The organism is Streptomyces shenzhenensis (assembly GCF_003688995.1).
Classification (GTDB): domain Bacteria; phylum Actinomycetota; class Actinomycetes; order Streptomycetales; family Streptomycetaceae; genus Streptomyces; species Streptomyces shenzhenensis_A.
Genome location: NZ_PENI01000057.1, coordinates 1 through 26,301, shown reverse-complemented (window position 1 = coordinate 26,301; position 26,301 = coordinate 1). Strand labels below are relative to the sequence as shown.

The following is a 26,301-nucleotide window of genomic DNA, read 5'->3' as shown; positions in this document are numbered from 1 at the left end:
CTCGCCGTGTCACCCACCGACAACTCGGCTCATTGTGTCAAGTGCTCCCGCATCGCGAAGGATCGGCATCAGCGCTGAGGCCACCCCCGGCGCCGCGGCGAGGATTCCGGAGCCGGCGTTCACGATGGTCGCACCGGCTTCCTGTGCGATGAGCACCCCCGCTGCGTCGTCGATCGGGTCACAGACGCCCAGAACGGTGGCGCACGAGCGTCCGGCCGCGGTCTGAACCAAGGACAGGGCAGTCGATCCGAGAATCCTCACCACCCCGTTCCTTTCAGCCACCGCCTGGAAGAAGGGGATCATTCCGGGCCACGGCTGGTTGCCCACCCACTCGGTGAGGACCAGCTCACCTGCCAGGCCACTCACCTCACGTGCTCGCAAAGGCTTGCCGTTCATCAGGGCCCCCGCACCGGACGAGGCTGAGAACACCTCGGCACGCCAGGGGTCGGCGACCGCGCCGACACACGTGCGTCCCTGATGTACGAGCGCGATGCTGACCGCACACAGGGGAAGACCAGACGCGAAGTTCGACGTGCCGTCGATCGGGTCGAGATACCACGTGGGGACGTCCTGGCCGGCCTGCGTCACGAGCGGGCCGTCGCCGGTGCCGAGTTCCTCGCCCACCACACGATGGTCGGGGAAGGCGTTCAGGATGCGGTCGCGCAGTTCTCGTTCGATGGCCGGGTCCTGATCGGTGACCAGGTCTGAGGGCGCCGACTTGGCATGCACACGGGTTGGTTTCGAGGCGCTGATCCAGCCCGCGGCATCGCCCGCCAGGCCGACGGCGAGAGCGTGTGCCCGCTTGAGGTCTTCGGGTGTCATGGCAGAACCCTCGCCAGCATGTCGATGTCGTTGGAGATGATCGCGTGCACGCCCGCCCCGCGCAGCTCACGCACGCGCGCTTCCGTGTCGACCGTGTAAGTGCTGCAACGGCTTCCGTGCGTGACGATCGCCTCGACCTCGGCGGCGTCGGCGAGTTCGTGGGGGCGGTTGACGAAGTCCGGGCGCACCCGCCGCATCCAGGTGTCGTCGGGGAGAGCGGGTTCGTCCCAGCTCAGAGCGATCACCGCATCGGGTCGGGCCGCGCGGACGAGGGCCAGGGCTTCGGGGTCACCGGTCACGGCCAGACGGTGGACGTTCCGGGCGAGGACGGCGTCGGCCTCCAGTGCGGAGGGCAGGTCCAGCAGCAGGGTGCCCTGGACGGTGCCGAGCAGTTCGTCGAGGGTGGGAAGGCGCTGGGGAAGGGGGAGGTCGCGCCCCGGCAGCTGTGCCAGGGGGAGGTCGGTGACGGCCACGTCGAGGTCCCACAGCCGGTGGAGCGTGTGGTCGTGCAGTACCACCGGGATGCCGTCGGCGGTGACCTTGACGTCGACCTCGACCAGGTCCGCGCCACGTTCGAAGGCGCTCAGAACGGACCCGATCGTGTTCTCCCGATGATGAAAGGGAGCACCACGGTGGGCGATCCGCAGGACACGGTCAGACATGCGCGGTCTCCCCGTCCGGGGCGAAGTCGACCGCCCGCTCGAAGACCACGGCGACCTCTCCGGCGGGGCGGGCCGTGCTCGGGGTGAAGGCGTGCAGTTCCTGACCGCCCACGGAGACGGTGACGTCGCGGTAGTGCCCCAGTGGCACGTCCCTGACCACCCGTGCGGGGATTCCCTGACCGTGCTCGACGAGTCGGACGTCCTCGGGCCGGATCGCCAGCACCCTGGTGCCCTGCCGCACGCCAGGCACCTGGATGACGGTGCCGTCCCGGAGTGCGCAGCCGGCGGAGGTCACCTGCGCGTCGAGGAAGTTCATCGTGCCGACGAAGTTCGCCACGAACCGTGTGGCGGGCTGCCGGTAGACCGGGTCGGGGGCGTCGTACTGCTCGATGCGCCCGGCGTTCATGACCGCGATCCGGTCGGCGATGGCCAGGGCCTCTTCCTGGTCGTGGGTGACGAACACCGTGGTGATGCCACTGCGGCGCTGGATCTCGCGGATCTCGTCACGCACCCGCACCCGCAGTTTGGCGTCCAGGTTGGACAGCGGCTCGTCGAGCAGCAGTACGTCGGGTTCCAGGACGATCGAGCGGGCCAGGGCTGCGCGCTGCTGCTCACCGCCGGAGATCTGCCCCGGGCGCGAGCGCAGGTGGTGGCTCAACCCGACCAGTTCTACCGCGGTCTCGACCTTTTCCCGGATCTCGGCCTTGGACAGGCCGCGCACCTGAAGGCCGAAGGCGACGTTCTGGAAGACGGTCATGTGCGGCCAGAGGGCGTAGTTCTGGAACACCATGCCGGTGGGACGCCGTTCGGGCGACAGGGCGGTGACGTCGCGGTCGCGCACCGCGATGGTGCCGGCGTCCGGGTTCATGAACCCGCCGATCATGCGCAGCGTGGTCGACTTGCCGCAGCCGGAGGGGCCGAGAAGGCAGATCAGTTCGCCCGCGTTCACGTCGAGGTCGAGGTTGTCGACGATCTTGCGGCCGCCGAGGGTTTTCGTGATGCCCCGCAGGGAGAGGCCTGGTGCGTCGGTCATGGTCGCCTACCGGAGTTGGAAGCCCTCGGCCACGGCGCCGCCGGTCACGCGCTTGCGCACGAGCAGGAGCAGGACCACGGAGGGGATGGACAGGAGCACGGAGAACACGGCGGAGACCTGCCGCGGGTAGTGGCCGATCAGCTGGTACATCTGCGTCGGCATGGTGACGTAGTCGGGGTTGCCGACCAGGAAGGTGCCCTGGGCCTCGTCGAACGCGGCGAGGAACGACAGGATGACGGCGACGATGATGCCCGGGGCGGCCATCGGCAGGGTGATGCGGAAGAACACCCGCAGTGCCCCGGCCCCGGCATCACGGGCCGCTTCCTCGACGCTGCGGGGGATCGCCGCGAACGCCGCCGCGGGAATCCAGGTCATGAACACGATCGTGCCGACGAGCTGGACGATGATGACGCCGGCGAACGAGTTCATCAGGTCGAGCGTGTAGAAGAGGCTGGCCATCGCGATGAACAGACCGAAGCGCGGGAAGGCGTTGGTGGCGAAGATCCCGATCAGGAAGAACTGCCGGCCGGGGAAGTCGAACCGGGCGAAGGCGTAGGCGGCGGGCAGGCAGATCGCCATCGAGATGAACGTGACCAGCGGCGCGGTGGTGAAGCTCAGGACCACCGAGTCGAGGAACCGGGAGTCGGAGAAGACCGTGTCCCACCACTGCAGGGTCCAGGTCGAGGGCAGGAGGTCGGGTGAGCGCCAGTCACCGGCGAAGGCCAGGACGCCCAGCCAGAGCAGGGGGCCGACCACGAAGAACAGCAGCAGGAGCGCGGCCAGGGTGCGGGTGGTCTTCCAGACCAGGCTCATCGCAGCACCTCCGAGCGGCGGGCGCTGCGGTAGTTGGCCCACACGTAGGCGATCGAGGCGACCAAGGCCAGGCCGAACACGACCACGGCCATCACCTGAGCCTGCTGGGGCATGTTGAAGGCTGAGTAGGTGTCGTCCATCAGAGGTCCGAGGATGTTCCGGGCGGTGGGCCCGAGCACGTACGGCAGGGTGAAGCTGCCGAGGATGCCGATTGCCGAGAACGTGGCCGCGATGATCGTGGGCACGGTGGTGAGCGGCAGGATGACCTTGCGGAACCGGCGCACAGGTCCGGCGCCGGCATCCCGAGAAGCGTCGATCAAGGTCTGTGGGACGCCGCCGAGGCCCGAGCTGATCAGGAGCACGGTCAGCGGCAGGTTGGACCAGACCGAACCGAGGGTGACGCCGGTCAGGGTGTAGCTGAGGGTCGGGGCACTGTCCCATCCCAGGGCCAGGCCGATGGTGCGCAGCATGCCGTTGGGGGCGTAGAAGGTGAGCATCGAGTACGCGCCGATGACCGCGGGGATGAACATCGGCACGATCGAGACACCGGTCAGCAGTCTCGACAGCGGACCGTCGTGAAAACGCCCGTACAGTGCGATACCCCAGCCCAGGATCGTGACCAGGACCGTGGCGACGAGTGTCACCACGATGGTCGCCACCAGACTGGCCCGGAACGACTCGTCCGCGAACACTTCACGGTAGGCGTCCAGCGTCAGCCAGCCACGCTCGGGTGTGTGCTGATGCTGGGCGATCGAGCCGATCGTCGAGTTCAGCCCGCCGGTGTCGCCGAGGGTGTAGAGCATCGCCGACACCATCGGGAGACCGACGAAGAGGGCGATGACGATGACGGGCGGTGCGATGGCCAGCAGGCCCGTCACAGGTCTTCTTCTCATCGCCGGTCTCCTTTCAGGTGGTGGGTGCGTCGGTCAGTGGGTGGTCACGCGACCCGCTGCGACCACTTGCGGTTCATGTCCGCGGCTGACTTCGAGCTGTAGAAGGGCGCGACGTTGCTGGTGTCCATGCCCTCGAACACCGACTGCGCGCTCTTGGGCAGTTCGGTGGACGGGATGACCGGGAAGCCGGAGATGGCCTCGACGATGCCGGCCTGCTGCTCAGGTTCGAGCACCCAGTTCATCAGCTGCAGAGCCGCTTCCTGGTGCTTGCTGTTGACCGGGACGGCCAGGGACGAGGGACCGCCGGGCATGGCGGGGTCCGAGATCGAGACGGCCTTGGCCGAGTCCGGCAGTGTGCCGTTCTTCTTCGCCGTGAGGAACATGTCGCTCCACGCCGGGATCATCGAGACCTGGCCCTGGCCCAGCAGGTTCAGGGTCTCCTCGTTACCGTTCGGGTAGGTCTTCTGGTAGACGTTCGGCGTGAGCGCGGCCAGGTCCTTGAGGCCGGCGTCCCAGCCGGACTGTGCGTTCTCGTCGTAGCCGGTCGACATCGCCTTGATGGTGGCCTCGTCCAGGTGACTGTCGAGCATGGCCTGCACGAAGCCCTGGCCGGAGCCGCCGGTGCTGGGGTCGTTGTAGGCGAACTGACCCGGGTTGTCCTTGATCCACTGCACCAGGTCGGGGAGCGCGGTCGGCGGGGTGGTGACCTTCTCCGAGTCGTAGGCGAGCACGACGGCGGAAGCCCGGTAGGGCATGACACCTGCCGCGCTCGACTTCATGGCCTCGGTGATGTCGGCCGAGTTCGGCACGTTGGAGGTGGTGATCTCGGTGAGCAGGTCCGCCGAGGAGGCGTCGGGCAGGAACCCGGAGTCCACGACGATGTCCATCGGCGGGGCCTTGTCCTGCTTCACCGAAGCGGCCAGGCTCGCCAGCTGCGCGGACTGGTTGGACACGTCACCGGTGCTGAACTTGACCGTGATACCAGGATGCGACTTCTCGAACGCGGGGATCAGCTTGTTCTCCCACAGCTGCTGCACACCGGTGTCGCTGTCGGTGTAGAGCACGATCTCCTGGGAGCCGCCGGAGGCGGCATCGGTCGAATCGGAGCCGCTGCCGCAGGCGGCAAGGGTCAGGACAGCGGTGACGCTCATCGCGGTCAGGGCGGTGGCGCGGATGCGGATCTTCATGGGTGCGATTCCTCGGTGAGGGCAGAAGTTGTTGCAAGGGGACTGGTCTTGGGAGCTCTCAGACGTTGTGCGATTCGTGCTGCCGAGAGCGAAGCGCCACTCGCCGTCGAGGCGCGCTCCAGGAGTTGGGAGAGATCTGGTGCGGCACGCGCGCCGCCCAGGCGTGTGGTGGCGTCAGCGGCGGCTGTCACCGCGAAAGCCAGAGAGTCCTCGAGGGTCTCGCCGATGCTGGTGGCGGCCATCAGCGCTCCGATCAGGACGTCACCCGCACCGGTCGTGTCCTTGGCCGCTACTGCCGGAGCCCGGACATGAATGGTCGCCGCGGCACTGTTCCCCACGGCGATGGCCCCATGCGGGCCGCACGTCACGACCACCGAGCGCGTCGGCGAGGCGAGTTGCCGGGCTGCCGTCTCGAGATCCTGCTCGCCGGTGAGATGGCGCGCCTCGGCCGCGTTCAGGACGAGCACGTCGACCGTGTCCAGGTACCCGCGCACCTGCCTGGGCCAGGCCGGGTCTTCGTCCCAGCCCACACCGGCCACGACCAGGGTGCCGGCGTCCCGGAACTTCCCCACCCAGGTGGGCATTCCGTCGTTCAGCGCGACGAACATGGTCCGGGCCCGCACATCTGGGGCGTACGGCGCAGGCTGCGCCAGGCTTCCGTGACTGAGGAACATGCGCTCCCCCGCCATGGGGACGACAACGGTGAGCGGGATCTCGCGCTCGGCCTGGATCGTGACGTTGCTCAGATCCAGCAGTGGTTCAGCCCGTAGCTGCTTCAGGGCGATACCGGAGAAATCGTCGGCGCCGAGGGTCGAGACGAGGGCGCTGGTGGCCCCCAAGCGCGCGGCCGCCACAGCCGTGTTGGCGATGCCACCGACCGAGACAGCTCGTTCGTCGGCCCATTCCTCGGCACCGGGGCGAGGCAGCCGCGGCATGCCGGCCAGAACGATGTCGAGGAAGACGGTGCCGACGAAGAGCGCCTGGACGGTCGGCACGGTGGCTTCTGCAGTGTCCGACACCGGGTTCCCGCCGTCCATCCGCATTTTCCTCTCCGCCCGTGAACGCTCACCTTCGATCGGCTGACGTCAGCAACGCTAACCGACCTGATCGACAGTGAGCGATTGCGAGCGAATCAATTCATGGCTCGTTCACCTTCGTTCATCGGTGATGAACGTTCTTGAGCGTTTGCCTGATAGGGTCCGGCGCATGCTTCCCCATCAGCGCGAAGAGTGGATCGTGCGTCTGCTCCGGGACCACGGAACCGTCTCGGCCAACGAACTCGTCCGGAAACTCAAGGTGAGTGCACCGACCGTGCGGCGTGACCTCGAGCGCCTGGAGGCCGAGGGCGTACTGCGTCGCGTACACGGGGGCGCGCATCTGATCGGTGCCCCCCATGGAGAACCAGCCACGTTCGAGGCGCTGGTCGACGAGGGTGCGGCCGAGAAGGACGCCATTGCCGCCGCCGCGGCGGCGCTCGTGCAGGACCGTCAGGTGGTGGTGCTGGACATCGGCACGACCACGGTCCGGATCGCCGAGCGACTGCGTGGTCGTGCGGTCACCGTCATCACGAACAGTCTTGCGGTGCTGGATGTTCTGCGGGAGGACGAGGCGGTGGACCTGGTCATGCTCGGCGGATCGCTCAACCGCCGCTATCACGCGCTGTCCGGCCCGCTGGCCGAGGACGCCCTGGCCTCCGTCAGCGGCGACATCGCCTTCCTCTCGTGCTCGGGCGTGCGTCCGGACGGTTCGGTCGTGGACGACATGGGCCAGGAAGCAGTGGTCAAGCGCGCGATGGTGCGCAGGGTCAGCAGCGTGGTGCTGGTCGCGACCGCGGTGAAGTTCCCCGGCACCGGGTCGATGCGGGTGTGCAGCACCACCGATGTGGCCCGCATCGTGACGAGCGCCTCACTGGACGAGCCGGCCCTGGAACTGGCCCGGCGCGAGGGTGTCGAGGTGATCACGGCGTGAAACTCACGATCCTCGGCGGAGGCGGCTTCCGAGTCCCCCTGGTGTACTCGGCCCTCCTGGCCGACGACGATCGGCTGATCGACAGACTGTGCCTGTATGACACCGACCCGGTCAGGCTGCGGGTAGTGGAGAGCGTTCTGGCACAGATGCAGGCAGCCCACCCCTCGCCCAAGCCGGTGAAGGTCGAAGTCACCACGGACCTGCCGACTGCGCTGACGGGCGCCGACTTCGTCTTCTCCGCCATCAGGGTGGGCGGCCTCGAAAGCCGTATCGCCGACGAACGCCGGGCCCTGGCGCTGGGGGTCCTGGGGCAGGAGACGGTCGGGCCGGGGGGTATCGCCTACGCCCTGCGGTCGATCCCCGTCGCCCTGGAGATGGCACGGGAGCTCAACCGTCGCAGTCCCGAGGCATTCGTCCTCAACTTCACCAACCCGGCAGGCATGATCACCGAGGCCATGCGCACCGAGCTCGGCCACCGGGTGGTGGGTATTTGCGACACCCCCAGCGGCATGTTCCGTCGCCTGGCCACACACTTCGATGTCGACGACAACCGCCTGAACATCGACTACGTGGGCCTCAACCACCTGGGCTGGCTACGCCACGCCACGGTCGGTCAGCGGGACCTGGTGCAGGAACTGCTCCAGGACGACGACGGGCTCGCCGGTTTCGAGGAAGGCCAGCTGTTCGGTGTCGACTGGGTCCGGCAGTTGGGAACCCTGCCGAACGAGTACCTGGCTTACTACTACAACAACCGCGACGCGGTCGCAGCGATCACCCGGCAGCAGCAGACCCGCGGGGAGTATCTGGCCGAGCAGCAGGACCGGTTCTACCGGCAGGTGATGCAGGACCCCGGTCAGGCGCTGGCCCGTTGGCAGTCGGCCCGGGCCGAGCGCGAAGACTCCTATATGCGGGAGATCCGCGACGGCGAGGGCGCCGGCACCGAGCACGGCGGGGGGTACGAGAAGGTCGCCCTCGACGCCATGCATGCCATCGCCCGCAACGAACGTGCCACGATGATTCTCAACGTCGCCAACGGATCGGCGATCGAGGCCCTTCCGTCCGAGGCCGTGGTGGAGGTGCCCTGCCTCGTCGACGCGGGCGGCGCACGCCCACTGGCTGTACGACGCCCGGACCCCGCACAGCTCGGCCTCATGCTGCAGATCAAGCACGTCGAGCAGCTGACCATCCAGGCTGCCACCAAAAGAGATTCAGGCCTCGCCTGGGAAGCCCTCTCACTCCATCCGCTGGTGGGATCGACCACAATCGCCAAATCTCTCGCCGAAAGTTTGACCTCCTGAGGGCACGCCGGCCGGGCTCTACGACCTGCTGGCGTTTCGACCGGAGACCGGCCTGATCTTCTCCGAGCCGGGGCTCGCTGTTGTCCTCGCTCCCCAACTGTCGGCGAGCCGGATGATCTCGGAGTCGCCGGCCAGTGGCTGGATGCCCGCGGCGACGTGCTGGGTGACCGCGTCGACGCCTGGGCGGGCGCAGCGCTCCAGGAAGCGGACGGGGGCGTGGCGGGAGCGGGCCGGTGGCATTGGGTTGGAGATGCTGCCCTCGGCATCGTGTGTGAGCGCGGAGTGCCTCAGCCGGCGCGCAGGGCAGGATCACCTACGAGGCGACGGCCACCGGCGGGCCCGACGGCACGCTCACCGCACCGCACGAGAGCTTCGACACCACGCTCACCGTCGGAGCCGGGCCCGACCTCGCCATCGACCCCGTCGCCGACATCGAGGACGGTCGGCCCGGCGACGAGCGGACGATCCCGTTCAAGGTCACCGACAACGGCAACGAGAGCGCGAACGGGGTCACCGTCAAGCTGTACGCCTCGTACGGCCTGACGGATCTGACGCGGTACGACGCCTGCACCTACACCACGACGGACGGCAACGACTAGGCACCGTCGAGCAAGGCGATCTGCGCGTTCGACCAGGTGCTGGCGCCGGGCGACTCCTTCGAGTTGCCCGGGCCGCTGACGGTGCGACTCTCCCCGCACTCGCTGAACGAGCGGCTCGACATCGACGTCGAGCCGGGCGACGGTGCCGAGGACATCGACTCCCAGAACGACTACGCGGTTCTCCAGATCGGCGCGGAAAACACTGCGGACTTCTCCGTGACCGGTGACGTCATCTCGGCCGTGGCGGGCGAGACGGCCACGGCCGAGCTCACGTTCAAGAACAACGGCCCGGCCTGGTTCGGCAACCTCGGCTCCGGCGACCCGGTCGCCGAGGTCCGGCTGATCGTGCCCGAGGGCACCACGGTCATCGGCGTGCCGTCCGGCTGCTACCCGCGCACCCTCGACGGCGGCTACTACCCGAAGCAGACGGGCGCCCCGCGCTACGACTGCAACCTGCGGTACTGGGTGCTGGAAGACACCCAGCGCACGTTCGCGTTCTCCGTGCGTATCGACACCTTGGTGCCCGGCGCGACCGGTGCCGTGAGCATCCACCCCCCGTTCGGAGAGTTCGGCGAGTACCCCTTCGACTTCGACCCGGACCTCACGAACAACACGGCGGTCCTGGCCGTCAACTGACCAGTCCGGGGGTTCAGTATTCCTCAAGTCGCGCCGACTCGCCCGAATCCACGCTGGTCGATTCAAAGAAGCAGAGGCGCTTTTTCTGCATTCAGCAGCATATTGCCGATGCCCGCACCCATCGATCGGTGCTCGCTCTGCGTCGGTCGATTATCGCCGCGGATGCCGATCGGCGCCAATGCCGATTGGTGAAGCCGCCATGCCGGTCAGGCATCGCCAAAGCCCAAGGCGTTTTCATGGGAGGGCAGTTCGACAAGAAAAGGTCCGTGGCTAACATGGCGTCATGGATATGGACCTCCGGCGTCTCCGTTATTTTGTGACAGTCGCCGAAGAACTCAGCTTCGTGCGTGCCGCCGAGCGACTGAACATGACGCAGCCGGCGCTGAGCCGTCAGATCCGCGCTCTTGAGGACCACCTGGAAGTGTCGCTGCTCCATCGTGGTCCGCTGGGTACGGCGCTCACACCGGCCGGTGCGCAGTTGCTGGAGGACGCACGGCCGCTGCTCGCGACATCACTCGCCCTGCAACGCCGAGTACGCCTCGCCGGCCGCGAGGGCCACCACTTCACCATCGGCTTCATGCCGGGGGTGATAGTGACGCCGATCGTCCGGCAGTTTCGGGCGTTGGCGCCGGAGGTCAATGTGCAGGTGCTGCACACGGCACTCACCGATCAGGTCGACTACCTGCTCGACGGACGTGTCGACGTTTGCTTCGTCCGGTTGCCCCTGCCAGTCGACACCTTCGACATTGTTCCCTTGTTCCCCGAACCGCGCGTCGCGGCTCTCTCCGACGAGCATCCGATGGCGCAGGCACGGGTCGTCGACATCGCCGAGCTGACGCCGTACCGCTTGTTGCAGGACGCCGGTGACGTACCGGAATGGCGCGGCACCGCCTTCCACGCGACCTCCCTGCGCAACGGCCCGGAAGCCGACCGGCCCACGACGATCGAGGAAAGCCTGGAAGCCGTCGCGTCCAGCACCGGGTTCATCGTCGTCCCGGCCGGCCTTGCCGACTTCTACCGTCGCCCCGACATCCGCTACGTCCAGCTCACAGGAGTCCCCCCGCGCATGGTGGCTCTGGCCTACACCAAGAACCGGAAGATGCCGTCCATCGACCAGTTCGCCAAAATCGTGATCGCGGCCCTCGGTTCGGACGGGAGCACCATCGGTCGATGACGAGGCTCTTTCGCATGGTCACTGGCTCCTGGCGGATGCTGAACAACGCCGAGGTGTAGAAGACGCGTTGGAGGCGGCGATTGTATCGGCGCGGGCGCCGCCGGTGGTCGCTGATCTTCCCGGAATCGGGGGCATCGGGGTGACGCCGCCGAAGCCGGTGAGGGGGTCGGTGGTTCCGAAGGCCGTCGTGTCGCCGCCGGTGGCAGCCAGGAACTCGGCGCCGAGGATGACGACCGGGCCGGGCAGGCTGGTGATCACGTAGCAGGCTCGGTGGTCGCGAAATCGGGTGGGCGGGCCGGTGTCGGTGAGATCCAACGCCCGTTCCAGGCCGGGGAGAAGCTGAGGTGCGGGGCACGTTGAAGTCTTCGCATGTCAATGCGGACGACCGCTCCAGGTGGTCGCGGCCGGTATGAGATCTGACCGTACGACGGGGTGTGTCCTGGTCACCCGAGCGGTGGCGACACCGGATCGCCTGTACTGCCGCGGCGGGCCGAGGCCGAGCAGAACCACGCTGTGCTGCGCTCATGCGCGGTCGGCATGACGGTCCGTGCAATCGGCATTGGCGTTACGCGTCGACAGCAGTAATGATCGGCGTCGGACGGGGAGCAGTCCGGGAAAGAGGGGGTGGGAAGACGTCGTTATGCCGCCCATTCCGAGCATCCGCGCGGACGAACAACGGAAGGCCTGAACGTTGAAGGGGTCTCAGAACATGCCTAGCACTCAGTGGCGCGAAGTGTTTCTGCCCGACGAGAGTACGGAGCATGCGGAACAAGCGCATGTTTTCACTGAAGTGCAGCGTCAGCACCTGAAGAAGCATGGCCGGGGAAGGGCGTTGCACCGTAAACAGGTGGCCGCTCTGAGAGCCGACTTCGCGGTGGAGGAAGGTCTTCCTGCATATGCGAGGCAGGGCATTTTTGCCGATCCATCTGTTCATGAGGCACATGTGCGGCTGTCCAACGGTAATTTCTCCGCCGACCGGGCTCCTGACATCCGTGGTTTCGCGATCAAGGTGCTCGGAGCCTCGACGCCATCGACCGCCGACGTCGAGCAGAACTTCACCCTCGTCAGCCAGGAGACCCTGAAGGTCAGCGGCAGCGCGGAGTTCGTCGGAATCGTCGGTCTCTCCACGAGCGCGCCCGGCGCCGCCCTCCGTAAGGCCGCAAAGAAGCCGCACATGACCCGCAGTGCTGTTGCGAACTTCCGTGACATGATAAAGCCGTTCAGCGGATTCGCCACACACGACTTCTTCAGCATCATGCCCGTCATGTTCGGTGACTACGCGGCCCGGTTGAAGCTGCGCGCCGCCTCGACGACGATCAACAAGGAAGCCCGCAAGGATTTGGCCGCCGACATCTACGCGCGGCTCGCCGAAGACGGCCTGGAGTTCCTTTTTCAAGCCCAGTTCTTCGAGGACGAAGTTCGTACGCCCATCGAGAATTCTTCGGTCCGCTGGGACGCACCATGGCTCACCGTGGCACGACTGCGTGTGCCTCGGCAAGCGCCGGACGAGGCTCTGGCCGAGGCCATCGAGCAGAGCAGCTTCAACCCTTGGATCTCGGCGCCGGAGCATCGCCCGCTCGGAGAGTTGATGCGCGCTCGCCAGGCGGCTTATTCCCTGAGCTGGCGCAACCGCGGCGCTGCGCCCTGATACCCACTGGACGCAGGTCCGGATGAGCGCGTCCGTGTCGGCGTGGGGATCGGCCATTCCGAGGCGTCGCGGTCCGGCCCGTTCAGAGCAAGGGGCACGGACGCGGCGAGGCGGGGCATGGGCTGTTCCGCGGCCACGGCTTCAGCCGGGCGGCCGGTGTCGGGGGTCAGTCCGCGCCCGGGCCGAGCATGCGACGGGAGAGCTCGGCGAACTGGTGCAGCTCGGGCATGGTCCGGTGCTTGGTGTAGGCAAGGGCGACCATGCGCGGGGCGACGCCCTCCAGCGTCAGGTAGGCGACGTCGTCACGACGGTAGAAACCGGCCATGCCAGCCGGCATGACATAGCATCCGGCGCCGGAGGCGACACCCTCCAGACACTCCTCGATCGTCACAGGGAACCGTCCGGTGTCCTCCAGCGGCATGACCGGATGGCGTGGGACGCGCCCACGCCATTCGGGGACGTCCAGCGGGTCCTGCAGCAGGGTCATGTCACGCAGGTCCTCGACATGTACCGCCTTGAGCTCCGCGAGTGGATGCGCGCTGGAGAGCGCCACCACACGGGGCTCCGGGAAGAGCGGGACCACCTCGAACATGCCCTCGGGCAGCGGCAGCCGCACGTAACACACGTCGACTCGTCCGTCGAGCAGGAAGTCGACCTGGTCGGTGATCGAGGTGTGTACGACCTCGATGTCGAGTTGGGGCGCCGTCCGGGCGAATTCCCGCACGATAGGGGTGACGATGACACCAGGCATGAAGCCGATGGTGAAGTGGTTCACCTCCCGGTTCGCCATCCGGACCCGCTGCTGCACGGCCTGTGCCATCGACAGCATCGGCCGGGCGTCCTCCAGCAATTGGTGCCCGGCCCGCGTCAATAGGGTGCCCTGCCGGTCGCGCTGGAAGAGGACCACGCTCAGGTCCTCCTCCAGCGCCCGGATCTGGCGGCTGAGCGCCGGCTGCGTCATGTGGAGACGGCTCGCCGCACGCACGAAACTGCTCTCCTCGGCCACAGCGACGAAGTAGCGCACCCGGCGCATGTCGAGGTCCATGAAGCTCATGGTAGCCACGGCCACGAGGGCATATGCCGAACGGCTTCAGAATCGAACAGATAGGCCGTGGCAGCCAGGGGAGTTGCGTGCGCTCATCGTTTCAGCGGCGGCGACACCCCGGTCTGTGTCAGTGACGCCGCCTGGACCGTGCCGGCCTGGACTGTGTCACGCGAGCGGGCCCCGCCGCTGGCTGGACGGGGCCCAATGGTGTCCGCCTACTGTCGTGCCGTCATTCGAGCTGCCCGATAGGGCAGCTCCGGCACACAGTGCAGTCCCTTCCTTGCCGACGCATCAGTTCCCTCACCACGCGCCTGAGCGAGGCGTTGCTCAGGGCCCTGGGCGTCGTGACGCACACGGTTCTGTCGCCGTCCCGACCTGTCCACGCGATGACCTTGGACCCCAAGTCGAGCGCTACGAACTCGTGCATGGGTCCCCTTCCCGTTCGGAGGAACCCCCCAGGTAGCGGGCAAGAGACTGACATATTAGCCAAGAAAGAGAGGGTGCTTACCGCAAGTAACCGTTAGTTTTCGGTGTAACGATCGGATATACCGATGGGGTTGTCTCCGGTTCGAGCCAATCTAGGTGGCTCGAAGGACGCCCTTGCGCTTCAGTGTCTCGATGATCGTCTCGTTGGCGGCGCTGATCTCTCTGGCGGTGGCGTCGGGCAGGACCGCGATCATGACGTCCTGTACGACACGGCGGATGGTCTCCTCGGCGTCGAGGGAGGTCGCCGCCGGGGAGACGTAGCGCACTCCTTCGACGACGGTGCCGGCGGGTTGGGGTGACTCGGCCCCCTGGAGGATCGCGGTACAGGTGCCGGGGGCCCAGTCGAAGGCTCTGTCGATCCCGGCGTAGGTCGTCTCCCGGGCGGACCTGCCCGCTTCCACGTTCCGGTACGTGACGATCGTGACGCCGGCCTCATCGGCTGCGCGTTGTTTGCTCCACCTCAATTCAAGGCGTCGCGCCTTGACGGCGGACGCGAGCCGCATGAGGTCTGCCTGATACTCGGCCATGCCTCGCATCATCGCAGCACCTAGCGGGTTCATGCAGGCCCTGGTCGGTTCTCCGGCATCTCTTCACGAATGTACGGATGTCTTCCGGCGGCATCATGTAGAAGAGCGAACAAGGTGAAAGAAGTTACCGGAGGTAGCCTATAGAAACAGATAGAAGAAGCAGATAGAGTCCTTCCTGTCGGTGGCTGGAAGCCGCACGAAGGAGACTTCTATGACCGTACGGACCGCTGTCACCTTGCCGTCCCGGCGCGCACGAGGATGCCGGGAGCGGGACCACGACCGGGAGGTACCGCCGGAGCGGGAAGCGGGCCTCGGCGGGGGCGTGGGCCCGGAGCGGGACCGTGGCCGTCCACGGGGGAAGCCGGCCGCGCACGGCTCGGCAGCCGCTGTGACGGCGCCCGCGCCGCCACGCCCTGCGCGATCGGGGGCGGTGCGGGCCGCCGTCGCCGTGGTCGCCGCCGTGCTCGCCCGTGGACCGCGCACGCCGGAGGCCGTTGTCGACGCGGTACGGATGGCCGGTCTCCTGTTCGACCCACGGCGCGTCGAGGCCGTGGCGGCGGCGGCCCGGGAGCAGACCGCCGCGCAGTGGCGGGCCGAACGCAGTGAGACGAGCCGGCTCCGCGAAGAGGTCGCCTCCCTGATGTGGTTCAAGGAACGCCTTGCCGGGGTGATCGCGCTGTGTACCGGGCGGCCCGACGGCGACCTGCTCCTGGTCGGCGAGGTCCTGGCGGCGGCCGACGGCCGTCTCCGCGCGCGGGGCGTGCCCATGACCCTGCGCTGGGACCGGATCGTCACCGGTCCCACCGCCGGCGGCCCCGTGGACGCCATAGGGACCGGCGGCGGGAACACGATCGTGCCCTGCACCAGTGAGGCCGGCGGTCCGGCGGCCCTGGTCCTGGACGATCAGCAGCGTTCCGCTCTGGGCGGTCTGCTGCTCGCCCCCCTCCAGCCGGCGGGGACCTGCCTCGCCGCATGCGGTCGGCCCGCACGTGACCGGGAGACCGAGGATCCGGCCTTACGGGGCTGGATCCGCGTCGAGCCGGCCGGCGCGCAGGACGGTGCGCGCTGGTGGTGCTCGCCCTGGTGCGCGAGCGTCGCGCTCACCGCCCTGGCCGCCGGTGCCGAGGCCCCGGCCGCGGACGGGGGCCGTTCCGAGGGCGGAGCGCGGGGCGGCGACCGGTGAACGCGTTACACAGAACGTCGGAACCCCTGGAGCCCGCCGAACCCGTGGTGCCGGACGACCGGGCGGACACCGCATCGGCCGAGTTCGTCACGTCCGTCGGGCGCGGTCCGCTCGCCACCATCGAGGCGTTCGAGGCCGGTGCGTTCCGCACCGGATACGTGGCGCGCAGACTGCTGGCCGAACTCCCCGGTCTGCCACTGCGCGAGATCAGCCCCCTGGCCACCGCGTACGCGGACCGTGACGCCACCACCGCCCAGCTGGAGCTGAACACCGGTGCCGTGGAGGGCGTCCGTGCCTGGGGCGATGTCCTCGGAGCCGAGGTGGAGGTCAGCTTCCACGACGAGCGCCGCAGCCGACGGGTCTACGAACTGCACGAGGTCAAGGGGATGATCGGCGGCGTCGCGGTGCGAGTCGTCGACATCCGCAGCCTGCCCGCGGACGAGGCCGCGGCATGGCGCCGCGCGCGTCACCGGGCCGACGGGGGAGATGACTCGTGAGCGTCCGGGGTACGGCGCCGGAGGCGGCGGCTGGGAAGGACACCCCCAACGGGGGCGAGTCCACCCGGACCGGGGCCGCCGCGGACGCCGGGCAGGCGACCGGGCGCGCCCGCCCTGTACGGAAACCGGCCGGGCGCACGGGGACGGCCGTCACGGTGGAGCCGTCCGCGGGGACGCCCGTCACCGGGACGGCCGGCCGGCGGGCGGGACGACCGTGTCGTGGTGCTCGGCGACCGCGTCCCGGCCCGGAGCGCGGGGCTCGGTCCGCACGGGTGAGTCGAGCGCCCCTTCCCGGGCGGAGACAGGCGCTGGTGAGCGTCCGTGACACACTCCGCCGACGCGTCACGCGCAAGTGCTTCGACGCGCTGGGCTCGCCAGGGCGGCACGCCGACGGGGCGATCAGTGGCTCCCGTTTCCGTGCCGGGCTGCCGCACGAGGCCGCAGCCCGCCGGCTCCGCACCACGCGCGTGCACCAACCCTTCGACGCACACGGCGTCGGGTACGGCGCCGAGTCGCCGGACCGATGGGCGAGGACGGCCCGCGGCATCGCACCGCCCGCACCCGGCCAGGGAGAGGGGAGGTGCGCGCCGTGACCGAACCCCTGCCGCCTGTCGTCCTCACCCGGATCAGCAGGGCGGGCATGGTCCTCCCCCCGACGCCCGGTCCGGCCCAGTCGTGGCAGCCGCGCACTGCCGCTGAACGGCATCTGCAGGGCGAGGTGTTCCGGCTCGACCGGGTGCGCCGGGTGCTGCTCGGTGAGGTCGACCGACTGCGCCGTACGTCCCCGGGCGGGGTCGCGCAGCCGGCGCCCGTCCGGTGCCCCCTGACGCCGAAACAGCTCGACATCCTCGCCGGCGCGGCGGCCGGTGAGACGTCGGAGGACACCTCCCGGCGGCTGCTCATGCCCTTCAACACGGTCAAGACGCACCGGCAGCGAGCGGTGCGGAAGCTCGGTGCGCGGGGCATCACGCACGCCGTGGCCATCGTGGTCGCGGCCGGCTGGATACCCCGGGAGCGGGTCACCGGGGATGACGCATCGTGAACCGTAGGGGAAACGCGTCACCCGCGGTGATCGTGTGACCGAGATCTGGCTCATCGGCATGGCCCTCGGCACGGGCGTGTTCTGGCTCCTCCAGGGCGCCGCCGACGCACGACTCCGACGTCGGCCACCGCCCGGTCTCGCCCAGCGGCCGCCGTACCCCTGGGTCCGGGCCCCGCACCCCGCTCCCGTGTGGGTCCCGGCGGCACCTCCGGGGCTCCAGGGCGTCCTGCGTCGCGGGCGGGGGAGGCACCGCAGAGCCCGAACCCGCTTCCTGCGCCGCGCCTTCGAGAGGGACGGTTCCCGTCCCGTCCGCGGAACGGTGCGCGGACGCTCCCACTGACCGGGCGGCCCGCCCCGGCCTCCCTCCTCACATGGGCGGGCCGCCCTCTCCTCTCCCGGCCGTCTCCCCGCCGCGGCCTCCCCTCCCGGCCCTCTCCCCGCCGTGGCCGGGACCACCCCACACCAGCACCCACAGGAGGACCACTCATGCCGATCACGCACCAGGAGATCGGCCGGCGTTTCGCCCCGCCGCGCACGGGCGGCGAGCACTATGCGCGCAAGCTCGCCCTGTCCGACCTGGCCATGCAACTGGCCGACGAGGTACTGGCCCTGGTGCCCGGCAGCCGCGAGCAGTCCCGGTCCATCGAGGGCCTGGAGAGCTGTGTGCACTGGGCGCACGCGGGCATCGACCGCCGTCTCGACCGCTGCCTCGATGCTTCTGACGCCTTGGACGGCGCGCTGGGGCCCGGACACGGGGGCGTGCGGTCGGCCTTCCGCCCGCGTCGGAGGAGGTGGGCACGGCGGTGTGGGTGCCGGGTGTGACGCACAGCGGGCTCCCGCCGACGCACCGGCTGGTCGCCCTCGTCCTCGCGGCACACGCAGACCCGGCGACCGGGCGTATCGCGGAGGACGCCAACCCCACACTGCCGGAACTGCGGGAGCGCACGGGCCTGGCCCTGCACGACCTGCACGCGGTCCTTCGCGATCTGGACCGCCTCGGCTGGATCGGCCGTGAGCACACCCGGCAGGGCGAGACGCACCGTGCCCGTTACCGGCTGCACCTGCCCCGCCCCGTGCGCGGCGCGCCACCGTACGCCGGCGGCCGGCGTGAGACCGGACGCCCCTGACCCGACCTGACCTGACTCTGTGAAAGGACCCGAAGCGATGACCCTGGCATCTCCCGGCGCTCCGGCGCCCCTGCCCGGCCCCGCCCCCACGCCTGCCCCGGCACCCGGCACACCCGCGATGCCCGGTTGCGTCGCCGTCGCCGCCGCCCTCGTCCTGCCGGTCGTCTGCGTCGCGGTGACCATCGGCGCCGCCGTCCTGGGCGGTGTCCTGCCCGCAGTCCTCGGCGCGGTTCTCACGGTCGCCTTCGTCCGGGAGATCCTGCGTGACCTCGCCGGCCACCGGCGGGCCGGAGGCGCTCGATGAGCCGTCCGGCACACACCCCGTACATCGTTCACGCCCTGCACGTGGCCTACGGCGCGGCCTTCGCCTGGCTGGCCCACTGCGCCGTGCAGAGCGCGCGCAACGACGCCCCGGGGGTCGCCGTCCTCTTCCTGGCGGTCTCGTGCCTGTTCGTCGTGGCCGCCGCCCGCGAGGGGCGGCTGCTCGACGCCCCGCCCCGCACCGGGGCCACGGCCACTACCCGCGTGTTCCGCACGGTCGGCAGGGCGGCACGCAAACCTCGCGGTTCGGCCCCGACATCCCGTCAGCCGCGCAGGGCCTGCCCGCCCGGCGCGCCTGAGTACGCCGTCGAGGACCGGATCGCCCTCGGCTGGAACGACCTCGAAGCCGTCTGCTGCCTGCGCTCGTGGGAGAGCTACGGCGTCGCTCACGATCCGCTCACCTGCACAAGGAAGGACGCCACCGATGTACGCGACACCACGGCCTGAGTGCGCCGGGCCCCCCGCCGCGCGGACGCGGAGCCGGCCGTGAGCCGGTGCGTGGTCTGCTCCCGTCCGCTGCGCCCGGACGAGGCACACCGCACGGCATGCCACCGCTGCGAACACCACATCCGGGCGTGGCTGCGCGAACTGCCGCTGCAACTGCCCATCCTGGAGGTGTTCCTGCACCCGTCCGCGCCTCGCCCGGGAACCGGTCGCCCCGGCCCCGGCGGGCGGCCCGCCCCGCCGGTGCGCGCTGACGTCCTCAACCTGCTGGGACCCGGAGCCGGCAGACCCGACGACGGCCCGGACGGCGACCAGAGCGGCCCCCGGCCGATCGCCGCCGTCCTCGGTGCCTGGATCCGGTTCATCGCCGAGCGGCGCCCCGCGGCCCCGCCGACCGGCCCCCAGGCCCCCCTCCATCTCACGCGGTGGATCGCCACGCACATCGACTGGGCGGTGCGGCAGCCGTGGATCGCCGACCTGCACCGGGAGTTGCGAGACCTCGTCACGCACATCCGCCGTATCACCGGCGTCGAGCCGCGGCGCCGCCCGAGCCCTCTGCCCTGCCCGGACTGCTCGGCCTTCGCCCTGGTCGCGACGGGCTGGGCGAACCATGTGGACCACGTCGAGTGCGCCGTCTGCGGACGCCTGCTGTCCCCAGCCGCGTACGAGGCCCACGCCATCGCCGGGCGCACGGCCCCCGGCCCCGAACCGGGCCCCGCGGACCAGGAGGTGTACCCGGACGACCGCGTGGACGACCGTGCGGCCCACGAAGGGGAAGAAGGAGGAGAAAAGCCATGAACGCCGATCGTTCCGCGCTTGCGAGGATCCGCCCCCGGCGTCACCCGCAGGGCCCGGCGCATCCCTTCGCAGACACTCTCTGGACGCGTGCGATCACTGTGCGCATACTCGATGTCAGCGGTACTCCTGTGCCCTTTGTGTCCTCTCCCCGCCCGGCCCGACGCACGGCTTCGGAGCAGGGCCTCACCGTGAGACAACGGTCCGGTGCTGCTCACCGCCCGTGAAGCTGCCCGGCACGCGGACCAGGCACGGCGGCTCATGTCCGGTGGCACGTCCGTCGTCACCGAGCGCACGGTCCGTTCCTGGGTCGCCCGCGGGCACCTCGCCCCCGCCGGACTCGACGAGAGCGGTCGCCAGCTCTTCGCGCTGGCCGACGTGGCTCGTGCCGAGCGCGGTACACGCGAGCGTGCGCTGCGCGGGACGGGGGCCCGGCGCACGCCGACGGACGGTCAGCGGCGCCGGGCGGAAGGGCCGCGGGCCACCCGGTCCGGGCCCCCCGAGAACGACCCGTGAGCCCTTGACACCCCCATCCGACCACCGCCCCCGAAGTCCGGTCACCGCCGCCGGCCTTCGCCGAGTCCTCAGCCAACCTCGCGGCCCCGCGCCCTCGTCGCCCGGGGCCGCCCGCCTTTCCCCCTTCGCCCCCGCGGCTCTCCCGCCCTCACCCGGCATTCCACCGGTCATGTACCGGTCCGCCTCGTCCGCACGATCCCACCCCTCACCGACGCACCCCCACCAACACACCCACCAACTCACCTGCACCTGGAGGTTCCCATGGCCGATCCGCTGTCCGCGTCCGCGCTCCTCGACGCTCTGCGAGCCGAAGGCGTCACGGTCGTCGAAGTCGGGACATGGCGCACGCACAACCGCAATCACAAGGGTGCCTGGGGCCCCGTACACGGGGTGATGATCCATCACACCGTCACCCAGGGCACCGACCGCACGGTCCAGATCTGCCGTGACGGCTACGCCTCGCTGCCCGGCCCCCTGTGCCACGGCGTCATCGCCAAGGACGGCCGGGTCCACCTGGTCGGCCACGGGCGGGCGAACCACGCCGGGCTCGGTGATCCGGACGTCCTGGACGCCGTCATCGCCGAACGTCTGCTCCCGGCCGACGACCAGGCCACGGTCGACGGCAACGCCCGCTTCTACGGCTTCGAGTGCGAGAACCTCGGCGACGGCGAAGATCCCTGGCCCGACGCTCAGTTGACCGCGATCGAGCGAGTGAGCGCGGCGCTCTGCCGGGCCCACGGATGGAACCAGCGCAGCGTCATCGGGCACCTGGAGTGGCAGCCGGGCAAGATCGACCCCCGGGGCTTCACCATGGACGCGATGCGGAGCCGGATCGGCGCCCGGCTCGCCGCGAAGGCCCCCTCGGCGGGGACGAAACCGGTGGTCGTCCTGTCCAAGCTGGTCGCGGCCGCCAAGAAGAACCCGGCGGCGAAGGGCACGCCCGTCACCTACGCCGGGGTACGGACCGTGGAGGCCGCGCTCGTCGCCGAGGGCCTGCTCGCCTACGCGTACAACGACGGCCACTTCGGTACGTCGACGGTGGCCGCCTACGCCCGATGGCAGCGGCGCTGCGGCTACAGCGGCCGGGACGCCGACGGCATCCCCGGCCGGGCGAGCCTGGCCCGGCTCGCCGCCAGGCACGGCTTCGACGTCACTTCCTGAGCCCCCGCACCCGGAACCCCCGCTGAAGCGACGAAAGGAAATCCACCATGGCCGACCTGTCCCTCCCCGACACCCGAACGGTCGTCAAGTCCGTGGACACGTACGCGCGCGACCTCCTGGAACGCGTCCTCGTCACGTTCCTGCAGGCGTTCGCCGGCGGACTCGTCATCACCTGGCCCCTCGACGCCTCCGCCTGGTCCGCGGCCCTCAGCGGTGCGGTCGGCGCGGTACTGGCGCTGCTGAAGGGGCTCGCCGCGCGCCGACGGGACGTCACGCAATCGGCGTCGCTCGCCAAGGGGGTCTGATGACCGCGCAGGACCACGGCATCCTCATCCCCACGGCACAGATGTTCCAGGAACTGCGCCAACTTCACGACGAGGTGAAGAGCGTCCGCACCGGTCTGATGGGGCTCACGGAGGGCCGCACCGACCACGAGAACCGCATCCGCTCGCTGGAACGGCGCGTGTGGACGGCGTCGGGCGCCGCCACTGTCCTCGGCGCCGGGGCAGGCATCCTCGCCCAGTTCCTGCTGCGCTGACACACACCTTCCGGGCGGCCGGTGCACCGGCCGCCCGGAAGGACGCCCGGCACCCGAAATCCCCGCTTGGGGCCGCGTGCGCATAAGGAGGGCCCGACAGGGGAAGTCTCCTGTCTGACATCGGGGGATGGATCTTTCCATGGACATATGTCCGTGACATAACATGGCAACTGGGCCGGATGGTTGAGAATCCCCCCAGGAAACCGTCCGGCCCTGGCACGCCGGCAGCAATTCGACGTCGCCCTTGCCCAGGGGCGGTTCGGGTGAGCGCAGTGGGCTGATCGCCGCTCAGTGCTCTCGTTCCCGGACCGCCCCTCGATGGCCGTCCTCGGACGACCCCCGGCACCGGCCGTCGCGCTAAGGACCCGTGTTCGTCAGGGTCGCGCGGTCGCGGGCCGTGCGGACCGCCACCGACAGTGAGGCGACGTCGTACGCGCCGTGGTGCCGTCGGCCGTTGACGAAGAACGTCGGGGTGCCCGAGACCCCGCTCAGATCGGCCGTCTCCACGTCCTCGGCCACCCGTTCCGCACCGGACCGCGCCCGCAGATCGCGGCGGAACGCCGCCATGTCGAGCCCGGTCCGCTCGGCGTGGTCGAGGAGATCCTTCACACCGAGGTCCCCCTGGTGGCTGATCAGGACGTCGTGCAGCTCCCAGTAGCGGCCCTGCAGCGCTGCCGCCTCGGCGGCCTCGGCGGCGAGCTGCGCGTCGGGGTGGACGTCCGTCAGGGGCAGATGCCGCCACACGTAGCGCAGGTCGTCGCCGAACTCCGCCAGCAGTTCGCGCACCACCGGCTCCGCCCGTCCGCAGTACGGGCATTCGTAGTCGCCGTACTCGACCAGGGTCACCGGAGCGTCGAACGGGCCGCGCACATGATCGCGCGTCACGTCGACGGGCTCGCTGAGATCGACGATCGGCTGTCCCTCACCCAGCAGGGCGCGGGTGCGCGGGCGCGCGGGCAGCAGGGCGATGACCCGCGTCATGACCCACGCGATCAGGCAGGACAGCACGACGGCCGCGAGAATGCCGGTCTTCGCCTGTTCGAGGCGCTCCCCGTGGAAGGCGAGTGTGGCGATCAGCAGCGCCACCGTGAAGCCCACCCCGGCGAGGCCGCCGCCCACCGCGACCGCACCCCAGCCGACCGGCGGGCGCAGCCGGCCCCGGCTCACCCGGGCGGCGACCCAGGTGGCGCCCAGGATGCCCACCGGTTTGCCCAGCACGTAGCCGCACAGGATGCCCAGGGTGACGGGTGCGGCGAACGCGGCCGCGATCCGGTCGGCGTTGAGCGTCAGGCCCGCGTTGGCCAGCCCGAACAGCGGCACGATGACATGGCTCGTCCACGGGTGGACCATCCGCTGCAGCCGCTCGTTGGGCGAGAGGGCCGAGGCCAGACCGCGGCGCAGGGTGCGTTCCAGCTCCGGCGTCGGCTGCTCCCGAAAACCCCGGAACAGCCGGGTGACCCGCTCCAGGGCGTGCCGCTCGGCCGGATGCGCGTACGTCAGCAGCCCCATGACCAGGCCGCTCACCACCGGATCCACCCCCGACCGCAGCAGCGCGCCCCACAGGGCGACCGCCAGGACCGCGTCCACGGCGGTGATCCGGACCCCGGCCGCGCGCAGCGCGAGCAACAGGACGAGGATGCCGAGCGCGAGACCCAGCGCGGGGAGGCGGACCGGGCCGCTGTAGGCGAGCGCGATGACCGCCAGCGCCACGAGGTCGTCGGTGACCGCGACGGTGAGCAGGAAGACGCGCAGGCCGCCCGGCAGCCGGGAACCGAGGACGGCGAGCATGCCGAGGACGAAGGCCGTGTCGGTGGACATGGCGGCGCCCCAGCCGTGCGCCGAGTCAAGTCCGGCGTTGAAGCCGAGGTAGATCGCGACCGGGACGAGCATGCCGCTGACCCCGGCGACCGCCGAGAGCACGAGGCGGCGCCGCTCGCGCAGTTCCCCCACGTCGAACTCGCGCCGCGCCTCCAGGCCCACGACGAAGAAGAACAGCGTCATCAGGCCGCTGTTCACCCACTCGCGCAGCTCCAGCGAGACACCGGCCGAGCCGACCCGCAGCGACATGCCGGTGCGCCACCATGACTCGTAGCCGCCGGGGGAGACGTTCGCCCAGACGAGGGCCGCCACCACCGCGCCGAGCAGGACGGCGGCGCTGCCGGTCTCGGTCCGCAGGAAGGCACGCAGCGGGCCGCGCGCGCCCGCGCCGCACACGGTCTGTCCGGTCATGGACACGGACCCGGACGGTGAGGGCCCGGTCGGCTCCGGCGGCACGTCGTGCACCCGCATCCCGATCAGTCGGCGAAGACCCCCGGCCCGGTCGATGGGGGCGAGGAGCGGGCCGGGCGGGGCGGCCGTCCTCCTGGACGGGCACGAGACACCGGCGGGCCGGGGGACGGAGCCGGAAGCCGTCGTGTGCGTGCCAGTCTAGTGAGGGGGCCGCCGTGGGACCCGGTCACCCATCACCCCGAAGGGCGGGCAGAATTTGCGTCGCTGTGCAACTATGGAGGAGTGCCGGAAGCCCGGAGAACCGGGCGCCCGCCGACCGAGGAGGAGGTGAGCGACATGGATCGCAGCAGCAGTAGTCCGGGCCGTACCCGGCCCCACAGCCCCATGTCCCCCCGCTCCTCGGGCATCCGGTAGCCCCCCGCCCCGCACGGCGGCTGCCATGCCCTCGACCTGCCCCGCCGCGACGGGGGAGGGGAGGTTCCCATGGCCGACCTGACCACCTTCGACGTCGTGCTCCGGCTCGCGGCCGGCGTCGGCTTCCCCGGCGCCGGGGTCATCCTGCGCGAGGGCGGCGGCGTCCGCGGCCTCAACACGGCCGCCACCCTGTGCTGTTCGGCCGCCGTGGGCGTGCCGGCCACCTCCGGCCGGCCGGCGCTGTGCGCGATCGGCACGGCCGTCGTCCTCCGCGTGCATCCGCTGCCGCGCCCGGCCGGCCGGATGATCGACCGGGTGCCGCAGCGCGCCCCCGACCCCGAGGGCGTGCGCGCGACCGTCCAGCTGATCTGCGACCGCGCCGACAAGACCCATGTCCGCGCCCTGCTCTCCCCGGCACTCACCGGCGACGGACGCGACCCCACCGGGCTGCGGGTGCCGCGCGACGGCGAGGACACCACCGCCCTGCGGTCCGGCGTCCGCCTCAGCGGCGACCCCGCCCGCAGCCCGGAACGGCCCATCGCCCGGATCTCCCCGGAACCCGGCGTACGGGACCTGCACCGGCAACCGGACCACAGCTCGCTCGACACGGAACGGGAGGCGACAGCGGCATGAACGACCTCGACACCCTGAGCGCACGACGCACCGTCCGCCGCGCTGCCCGGCGCCTGGCGGAGGATGCCCCCAAGCTCGCCGTCGGCTCCGCGGACGCGTACCGGACCGGCCTCGCCACCCGCGCCGCCGAACTGCGCCGGGCCGTGCTCGCCGCCTGGCTCACCGGCGTGCCCGAGCACGTCATAGCCGCCGACGGCGGTCTGTCCCCGGCCGTCGTCCACGCGTGGATCTCGGCCGGGGCCCCGCCCACGGACCGGGCCGGCGGACCGGGGTGAGGCACCGCGCCGCACCCCGGCCGCAGCGCCGGGGTCAGGTGGCGGGCAGCTCACTCCTGACGGTGCGGGCGGCGGTGACCAGGTTCTCCAGGGAGGCGCGGGTCTCGGGCCAGCCGCGGGTCTTCAGGCCGCAGTCGGGGTTGACCCACAGCCGTTCGGCGGGGATGGCCTTCAGGCCGGTGCGGAGGAGTTCTGCGGCTTCCTCGGCGCTTGGTACGCGGGGTGAGTGGATGTCGTAGACACCCGGTCCGGCCTCGCGGGGGTAGCCGTGGGCGGCGAGTTCGCGGGCGACCTGCATGTGGGAGCGGGCGGCTTCCAGGCTGATGACGTCGGCG

30 protein-coding genes and 2 pseudogenes are annotated in these 26,301 nt (G+C 70.2%); 19 read left to right on the top strand and 13 right to left on the bottom strand.

Annotated elements, in window-relative coordinates; all coding sequences use genetic code 11:
- Positions 1 to 9 precede the first annotated feature (9 nt).
- The 7 genes from CTZ28_RS44760 to CTZ28_RS44730 are packed head-to-tail and all read right to left on the bottom strand — an operon-like array spanning position 10 to position 6,447.
- A complete protein-coding gene (locus CTZ28_RS44760; protein WP_121895556.1) occupies positions 10 to 822 on the bottom strand; it encodes an inositol monophosphatase family protein in 813 nt (270 codons plus the stop codon).
- Complete coding sequence (locus tag CTZ28_RS44755) at positions 819 to 1,484, bottom strand: glycerophosphodiester phosphodiesterase (RefSeq protein ID WP_121895554.1); 666 nt, start codon at positions 1,482 to 1,484, stop codon at positions 819 to 821. The genes CTZ28_RS44760 and CTZ28_RS44755 overlap by 4 nt, the downstream gene beginning before the upstream one ends.
- Positions 1,477 to 2,517, bottom strand: a complete 1,041-nt coding sequence (locus tag CTZ28_RS44750; protein WP_121895552.1) for an ABC transporter ATP-binding protein — start codon at positions 2,515 to 2,517, stop codon at positions 1,477 to 1,479. The genes CTZ28_RS44755 and CTZ28_RS44750 overlap by 8 nt, the downstream gene beginning before the upstream one ends.
- A 6-nt stretch (positions 2,518 to 2,523) precedes the next feature.
- Positions 2,524 to 3,330: an ABC transporter permease gene (locus CTZ28_RS44745; protein WP_121895550.1), complete on the bottom strand. Its 807-nt coding sequence runs from the start codon at positions 3,328 to 3,330 to the stop codon at positions 2,524 to 2,526.
- Entirely contained in the window at positions 3,327 to 4,223 is an 897-nt protein-coding gene (locus tag CTZ28_RS44740) for an ABC transporter permease (protein WP_121895549.1), read from the bottom strand. The genes CTZ28_RS44745 and CTZ28_RS44740 overlap by 4 nt, the downstream gene beginning before the upstream one ends.
- A 44-nt stretch (positions 4,224 to 4,267) precedes the next feature.
- Positions 4,268 to 5,410 (bottom strand): extracellular solute-binding protein, encoded by a 1,143-nt coding sequence (locus tag CTZ28_RS44735; protein ID WP_121895547.1) that lies wholly within the window; start codon positions 5,408 to 5,410, stop codon positions 4,268 to 4,270.
- A complete protein-coding gene (locus tag CTZ28_RS44730) occupies positions 5,407 to 6,447 on the bottom strand; it encodes a carbohydrate kinase family protein (RefSeq protein WP_183154891.1) in 1,041 nt (346 codons plus the stop codon). The genes CTZ28_RS44735 and CTZ28_RS44730 overlap by 4 nt, the downstream gene beginning before the upstream one ends.
- A gap of 76 nt (positions 6,448 to 6,523) precedes the next feature.
- Between CTZ28_RS44730 and CTZ28_RS44725 the strand changes: the two genes are divergently transcribed.
- On the top strand, positions 6,524 to 7,378 hold the full coding sequence (locus CTZ28_RS44725; RefSeq protein WP_259472097.1) for a DeoR/GlpR family DNA-binding transcription regulator: 855 nt from the start codon (positions 6,524 to 6,526) through the stop codon (positions 7,376 to 7,378).
- Positions 7,375 to 8,676, top strand: a complete 1,302-nt coding sequence (locus CTZ28_RS44720) for a 6-phospho-beta-glucosidase (protein ID WP_121895541.1) — start codon at positions 7,375 to 7,377, stop codon at positions 8,674 to 8,676. The genes CTZ28_RS44725 and CTZ28_RS44720 overlap by 4 nt, the downstream gene beginning before the upstream one ends.
- A gap of 18 nt (positions 8,677 to 8,694) precedes the next feature.
- On the opposite strand, the gene CTZ28_RS44715 is transcribed toward CTZ28_RS44720, so the two are convergent.
- Entirely contained in the window at positions 8,695 to 8,916 is a 222-nt protein-coding gene (locus tag CTZ28_RS44715; protein WP_121895539.1) for a hypothetical protein, read from the bottom strand.
- A gap of 395 nt (positions 8,917 to 9,311) precedes the next feature.
- Between CTZ28_RS44715 and CTZ28_RS44705 the strand changes: the two genes are divergently transcribed.
- Both CTZ28_RS44705 and CTZ28_RS44700 read left to right on the top strand, forming a co-directional pair.
- A complete protein-coding gene (locus CTZ28_RS44705) occupies positions 9,312 to 9,911 on the top strand; it encodes a COG1361 family protein (protein WP_121895536.1) in 600 nt (199 codons plus the stop codon).
- A gap of 283 nt (positions 9,912 to 10,194) precedes the next feature.
- A complete protein-coding gene (locus tag CTZ28_RS44700; RefSeq protein WP_121895534.1) occupies positions 10,195 to 11,085 on the top strand; it encodes a LysR family transcriptional regulator in 891 nt (296 codons plus the stop codon).
- A gap of 31 nt (positions 11,086 to 11,116) precedes the next feature.
- Here CTZ28_RS44700 and CTZ28_RS44695 read toward each other — a convergent pair.
- Positions 11,117 to 11,370: pseudogene (locus CTZ28_RS44695) on the bottom strand (transposase); the annotation flags it as partial.
- 424 nt (positions 11,371 to 11,794) lie between these two features.
- On the opposite strand from CTZ28_RS44695, the gene CTZ28_RS44690 reads away from it, so the two are divergent.
- Positions 11,795 to 12,733, top strand: a complete 939-nt coding sequence (locus tag CTZ28_RS44690) for a catalase family protein (protein ID WP_147481296.1) — start codon at positions 11,795 to 11,797, stop codon at positions 12,731 to 12,733.
- Between the two features lie 166 nt (positions 12,734 to 12,899).
- On the opposite strand, the gene CTZ28_RS44685 is transcribed toward CTZ28_RS44690, so the two are convergent.
- Positions 12,900 to 13,778: a LysR family transcriptional regulator gene (locus tag CTZ28_RS44685; protein WP_121895531.1), complete on the bottom strand. Its 879-nt coding sequence runs from the start codon at positions 13,776 to 13,778 to the stop codon at positions 12,900 to 12,902.
- A 578-nt stretch (positions 13,779 to 14,356) separates the two neighbouring features.
- Complete coding sequence (locus tag CTZ28_RS44675) at positions 14,357 to 14,791, bottom strand: helix-turn-helix domain-containing protein (RefSeq protein WP_121895527.1); 435 nt, start codon at positions 14,789 to 14,791, stop codon at positions 14,357 to 14,359.
- Positions 14,792 to 15,002: 211 nt separating this feature from the next.
- On the opposite strand from CTZ28_RS44675, the gene CTZ28_RS44670 reads away from it, so the two are divergent.
- From CTZ28_RS44670 to CTZ28_RS44615, 12 genes are all read left to right on the top strand, one after another.
- Positions 15,003 to 15,974, top strand: coding sequence for a hypothetical protein (locus tag CTZ28_RS44670; protein WP_147481295.1), 972 nt, complete (start codon positions 15,003 to 15,005; stop codon positions 15,972 to 15,974).
- The gene (locus CTZ28_RS44665; protein ID WP_147481294.1) at positions 15,971 to 16,471 is read left to right on the top strand and encodes a hypothetical protein; all 501 of its coding nucleotides are present in this window, start codon (positions 15,971 to 15,973) and stop codon (positions 16,469 to 16,471) included. Before CTZ28_RS44670 ends, CTZ28_RS44665 begins: the two co-directional genes overlap by 4 nt.
- Before the next feature lie 589 nt (positions 16,472 to 17,060).
- The gene (locus CTZ28_RS44660; protein WP_183154890.1) at positions 17,061 to 17,513 is read left to right on the top strand and encodes a helix-turn-helix domain-containing protein; all 453 of its coding nucleotides are present in this window, start codon (positions 17,061 to 17,063) and stop codon (positions 17,511 to 17,513) included.
- 486 nt (positions 17,514 to 17,999) lie between these two features.
- Positions 18,000 to 18,335, top strand: a complete 336-nt coding sequence (locus CTZ28_RS44655; RefSeq protein WP_121895520.1) for an Acb2/Tad1 domain-containing protein — start codon at positions 18,000 to 18,002, stop codon at positions 18,333 to 18,335.
- The gene (locus CTZ28_RS44650; RefSeq protein WP_147481293.1) at positions 18,332 to 18,640 is read left to right on the top strand and encodes an HD domain-containing protein; all 309 of its coding nucleotides are present in this window, start codon (positions 18,332 to 18,334) and stop codon (positions 18,638 to 18,640) included. Before CTZ28_RS44655 ends, CTZ28_RS44650 begins: the two co-directional genes overlap by 4 nt.
- A 37-nt stretch (positions 18,641 to 18,677) precedes the next feature.
- The gene (locus tag CTZ28_RS44645) at positions 18,678 to 18,944 is read left to right on the top strand and encodes a hypothetical protein (protein WP_121895516.1); all 267 of its coding nucleotides are present in this window, start codon (positions 18,678 to 18,680) and stop codon (positions 18,942 to 18,944) included.
- Positions 18,941 to 19,408, top strand: a complete 468-nt coding sequence (locus CTZ28_RS44640) for a hypothetical protein (protein WP_121895514.1) — start codon at positions 18,941 to 18,943, stop codon at positions 19,406 to 19,408. The genes CTZ28_RS44645 and CTZ28_RS44640 overlap by 4 nt, the downstream gene beginning before the upstream one ends.
- A gap of 39 nt (positions 19,409 to 19,447) precedes the next feature.
- On the top strand, positions 19,448 to 20,203 hold the full coding sequence (locus CTZ28_RS44635) for a hypothetical protein (RefSeq protein ID WP_147481292.1): 756 nt from the start codon (positions 19,448 to 19,450) through the stop codon (positions 20,201 to 20,203).
- A gap of 204 nt (positions 20,204 to 20,407) precedes the next feature.
- Positions 20,408 to 20,716: a MerR family transcriptional regulator gene (locus CTZ28_RS49190; RefSeq protein WP_310887662.1), complete on the top strand. Its 309-nt coding sequence runs from the start codon at positions 20,408 to 20,410 to the stop codon at positions 20,714 to 20,716.
- A 261-nt stretch (positions 20,717 to 20,977) separates the two neighbouring features.
- A complete protein-coding gene (locus CTZ28_RS44625; protein WP_121895511.1) occupies positions 20,978 to 21,877 on the top strand; it encodes an N-acetylmuramoyl-L-alanine amidase in 900 nt (299 codons plus the stop codon).
- A gap of 47 nt (positions 21,878 to 21,924) precedes the next feature.
- Positions 21,925 to 22,182: a hypothetical protein gene (locus CTZ28_RS44620; protein ID WP_121895509.1), complete on the top strand. Its 258-nt coding sequence runs from the start codon at positions 21,925 to 21,927 to the stop codon at positions 22,180 to 22,182.
- Positions 22,182 to 22,415: a hypothetical protein gene (locus CTZ28_RS44615; RefSeq protein WP_121895507.1), complete on the top strand. Its 234-nt coding sequence runs from the start codon at positions 22,182 to 22,184 to the stop codon at positions 22,413 to 22,415. Before CTZ28_RS44620 ends, CTZ28_RS44615 begins: the two co-directional genes overlap by 1 nt.
- A gap of 357 nt (positions 22,416 to 22,772) precedes the next feature.
- Here the strand turns inward: CTZ28_RS44615 and nhaA are convergent, their stop codons facing one another.
- Positions 22,773 to 24,644, bottom strand: a complete 1,872-nt coding sequence (nhaA, locus tag CTZ28_RS44610; RefSeq protein ID WP_259472096.1) for a Na+/H+ antiporter NhaA — start codon at positions 24,642 to 24,644, stop codon at positions 22,773 to 22,775.
- A gap of 483 nt (positions 24,645 to 25,127) precedes the next feature.
- Between nhaA and CTZ28_RS44605 the strand changes: the two genes are divergently transcribed.
- Positions 25,128 to 25,691: an MgtC/SapB family protein gene (locus tag CTZ28_RS44605; protein WP_121895503.1), complete on the top strand. Its 564-nt coding sequence runs from the start codon at positions 25,128 to 25,130 to the stop codon at positions 25,689 to 25,691.
- Positions 25,688 to 25,966 carry a hypothetical protein gene (locus tag CTZ28_RS44600; protein WP_121895501.1) on the top strand — a complete coding sequence of 93 codons (279 nt, stop codon included), beginning with the start codon at positions 25,688 to 25,690 and terminating at the stop codon, positions 25,964 to 25,966. Before CTZ28_RS44605 ends, CTZ28_RS44600 begins: the two co-directional genes overlap by 4 nt.
- Positions 25,967 to 26,000: 34 nt before the next feature.
- On the opposite strand, the pseudogene CTZ28_RS44595 reads toward CTZ28_RS44600, so the two are convergent.
- Positions 26,001 to 26,301: pseudogene (locus tag CTZ28_RS44595) on the bottom strand (5-methyltetrahydropteroyltriglutamate--homocysteine S-methyltransferase); the annotation flags it as partial.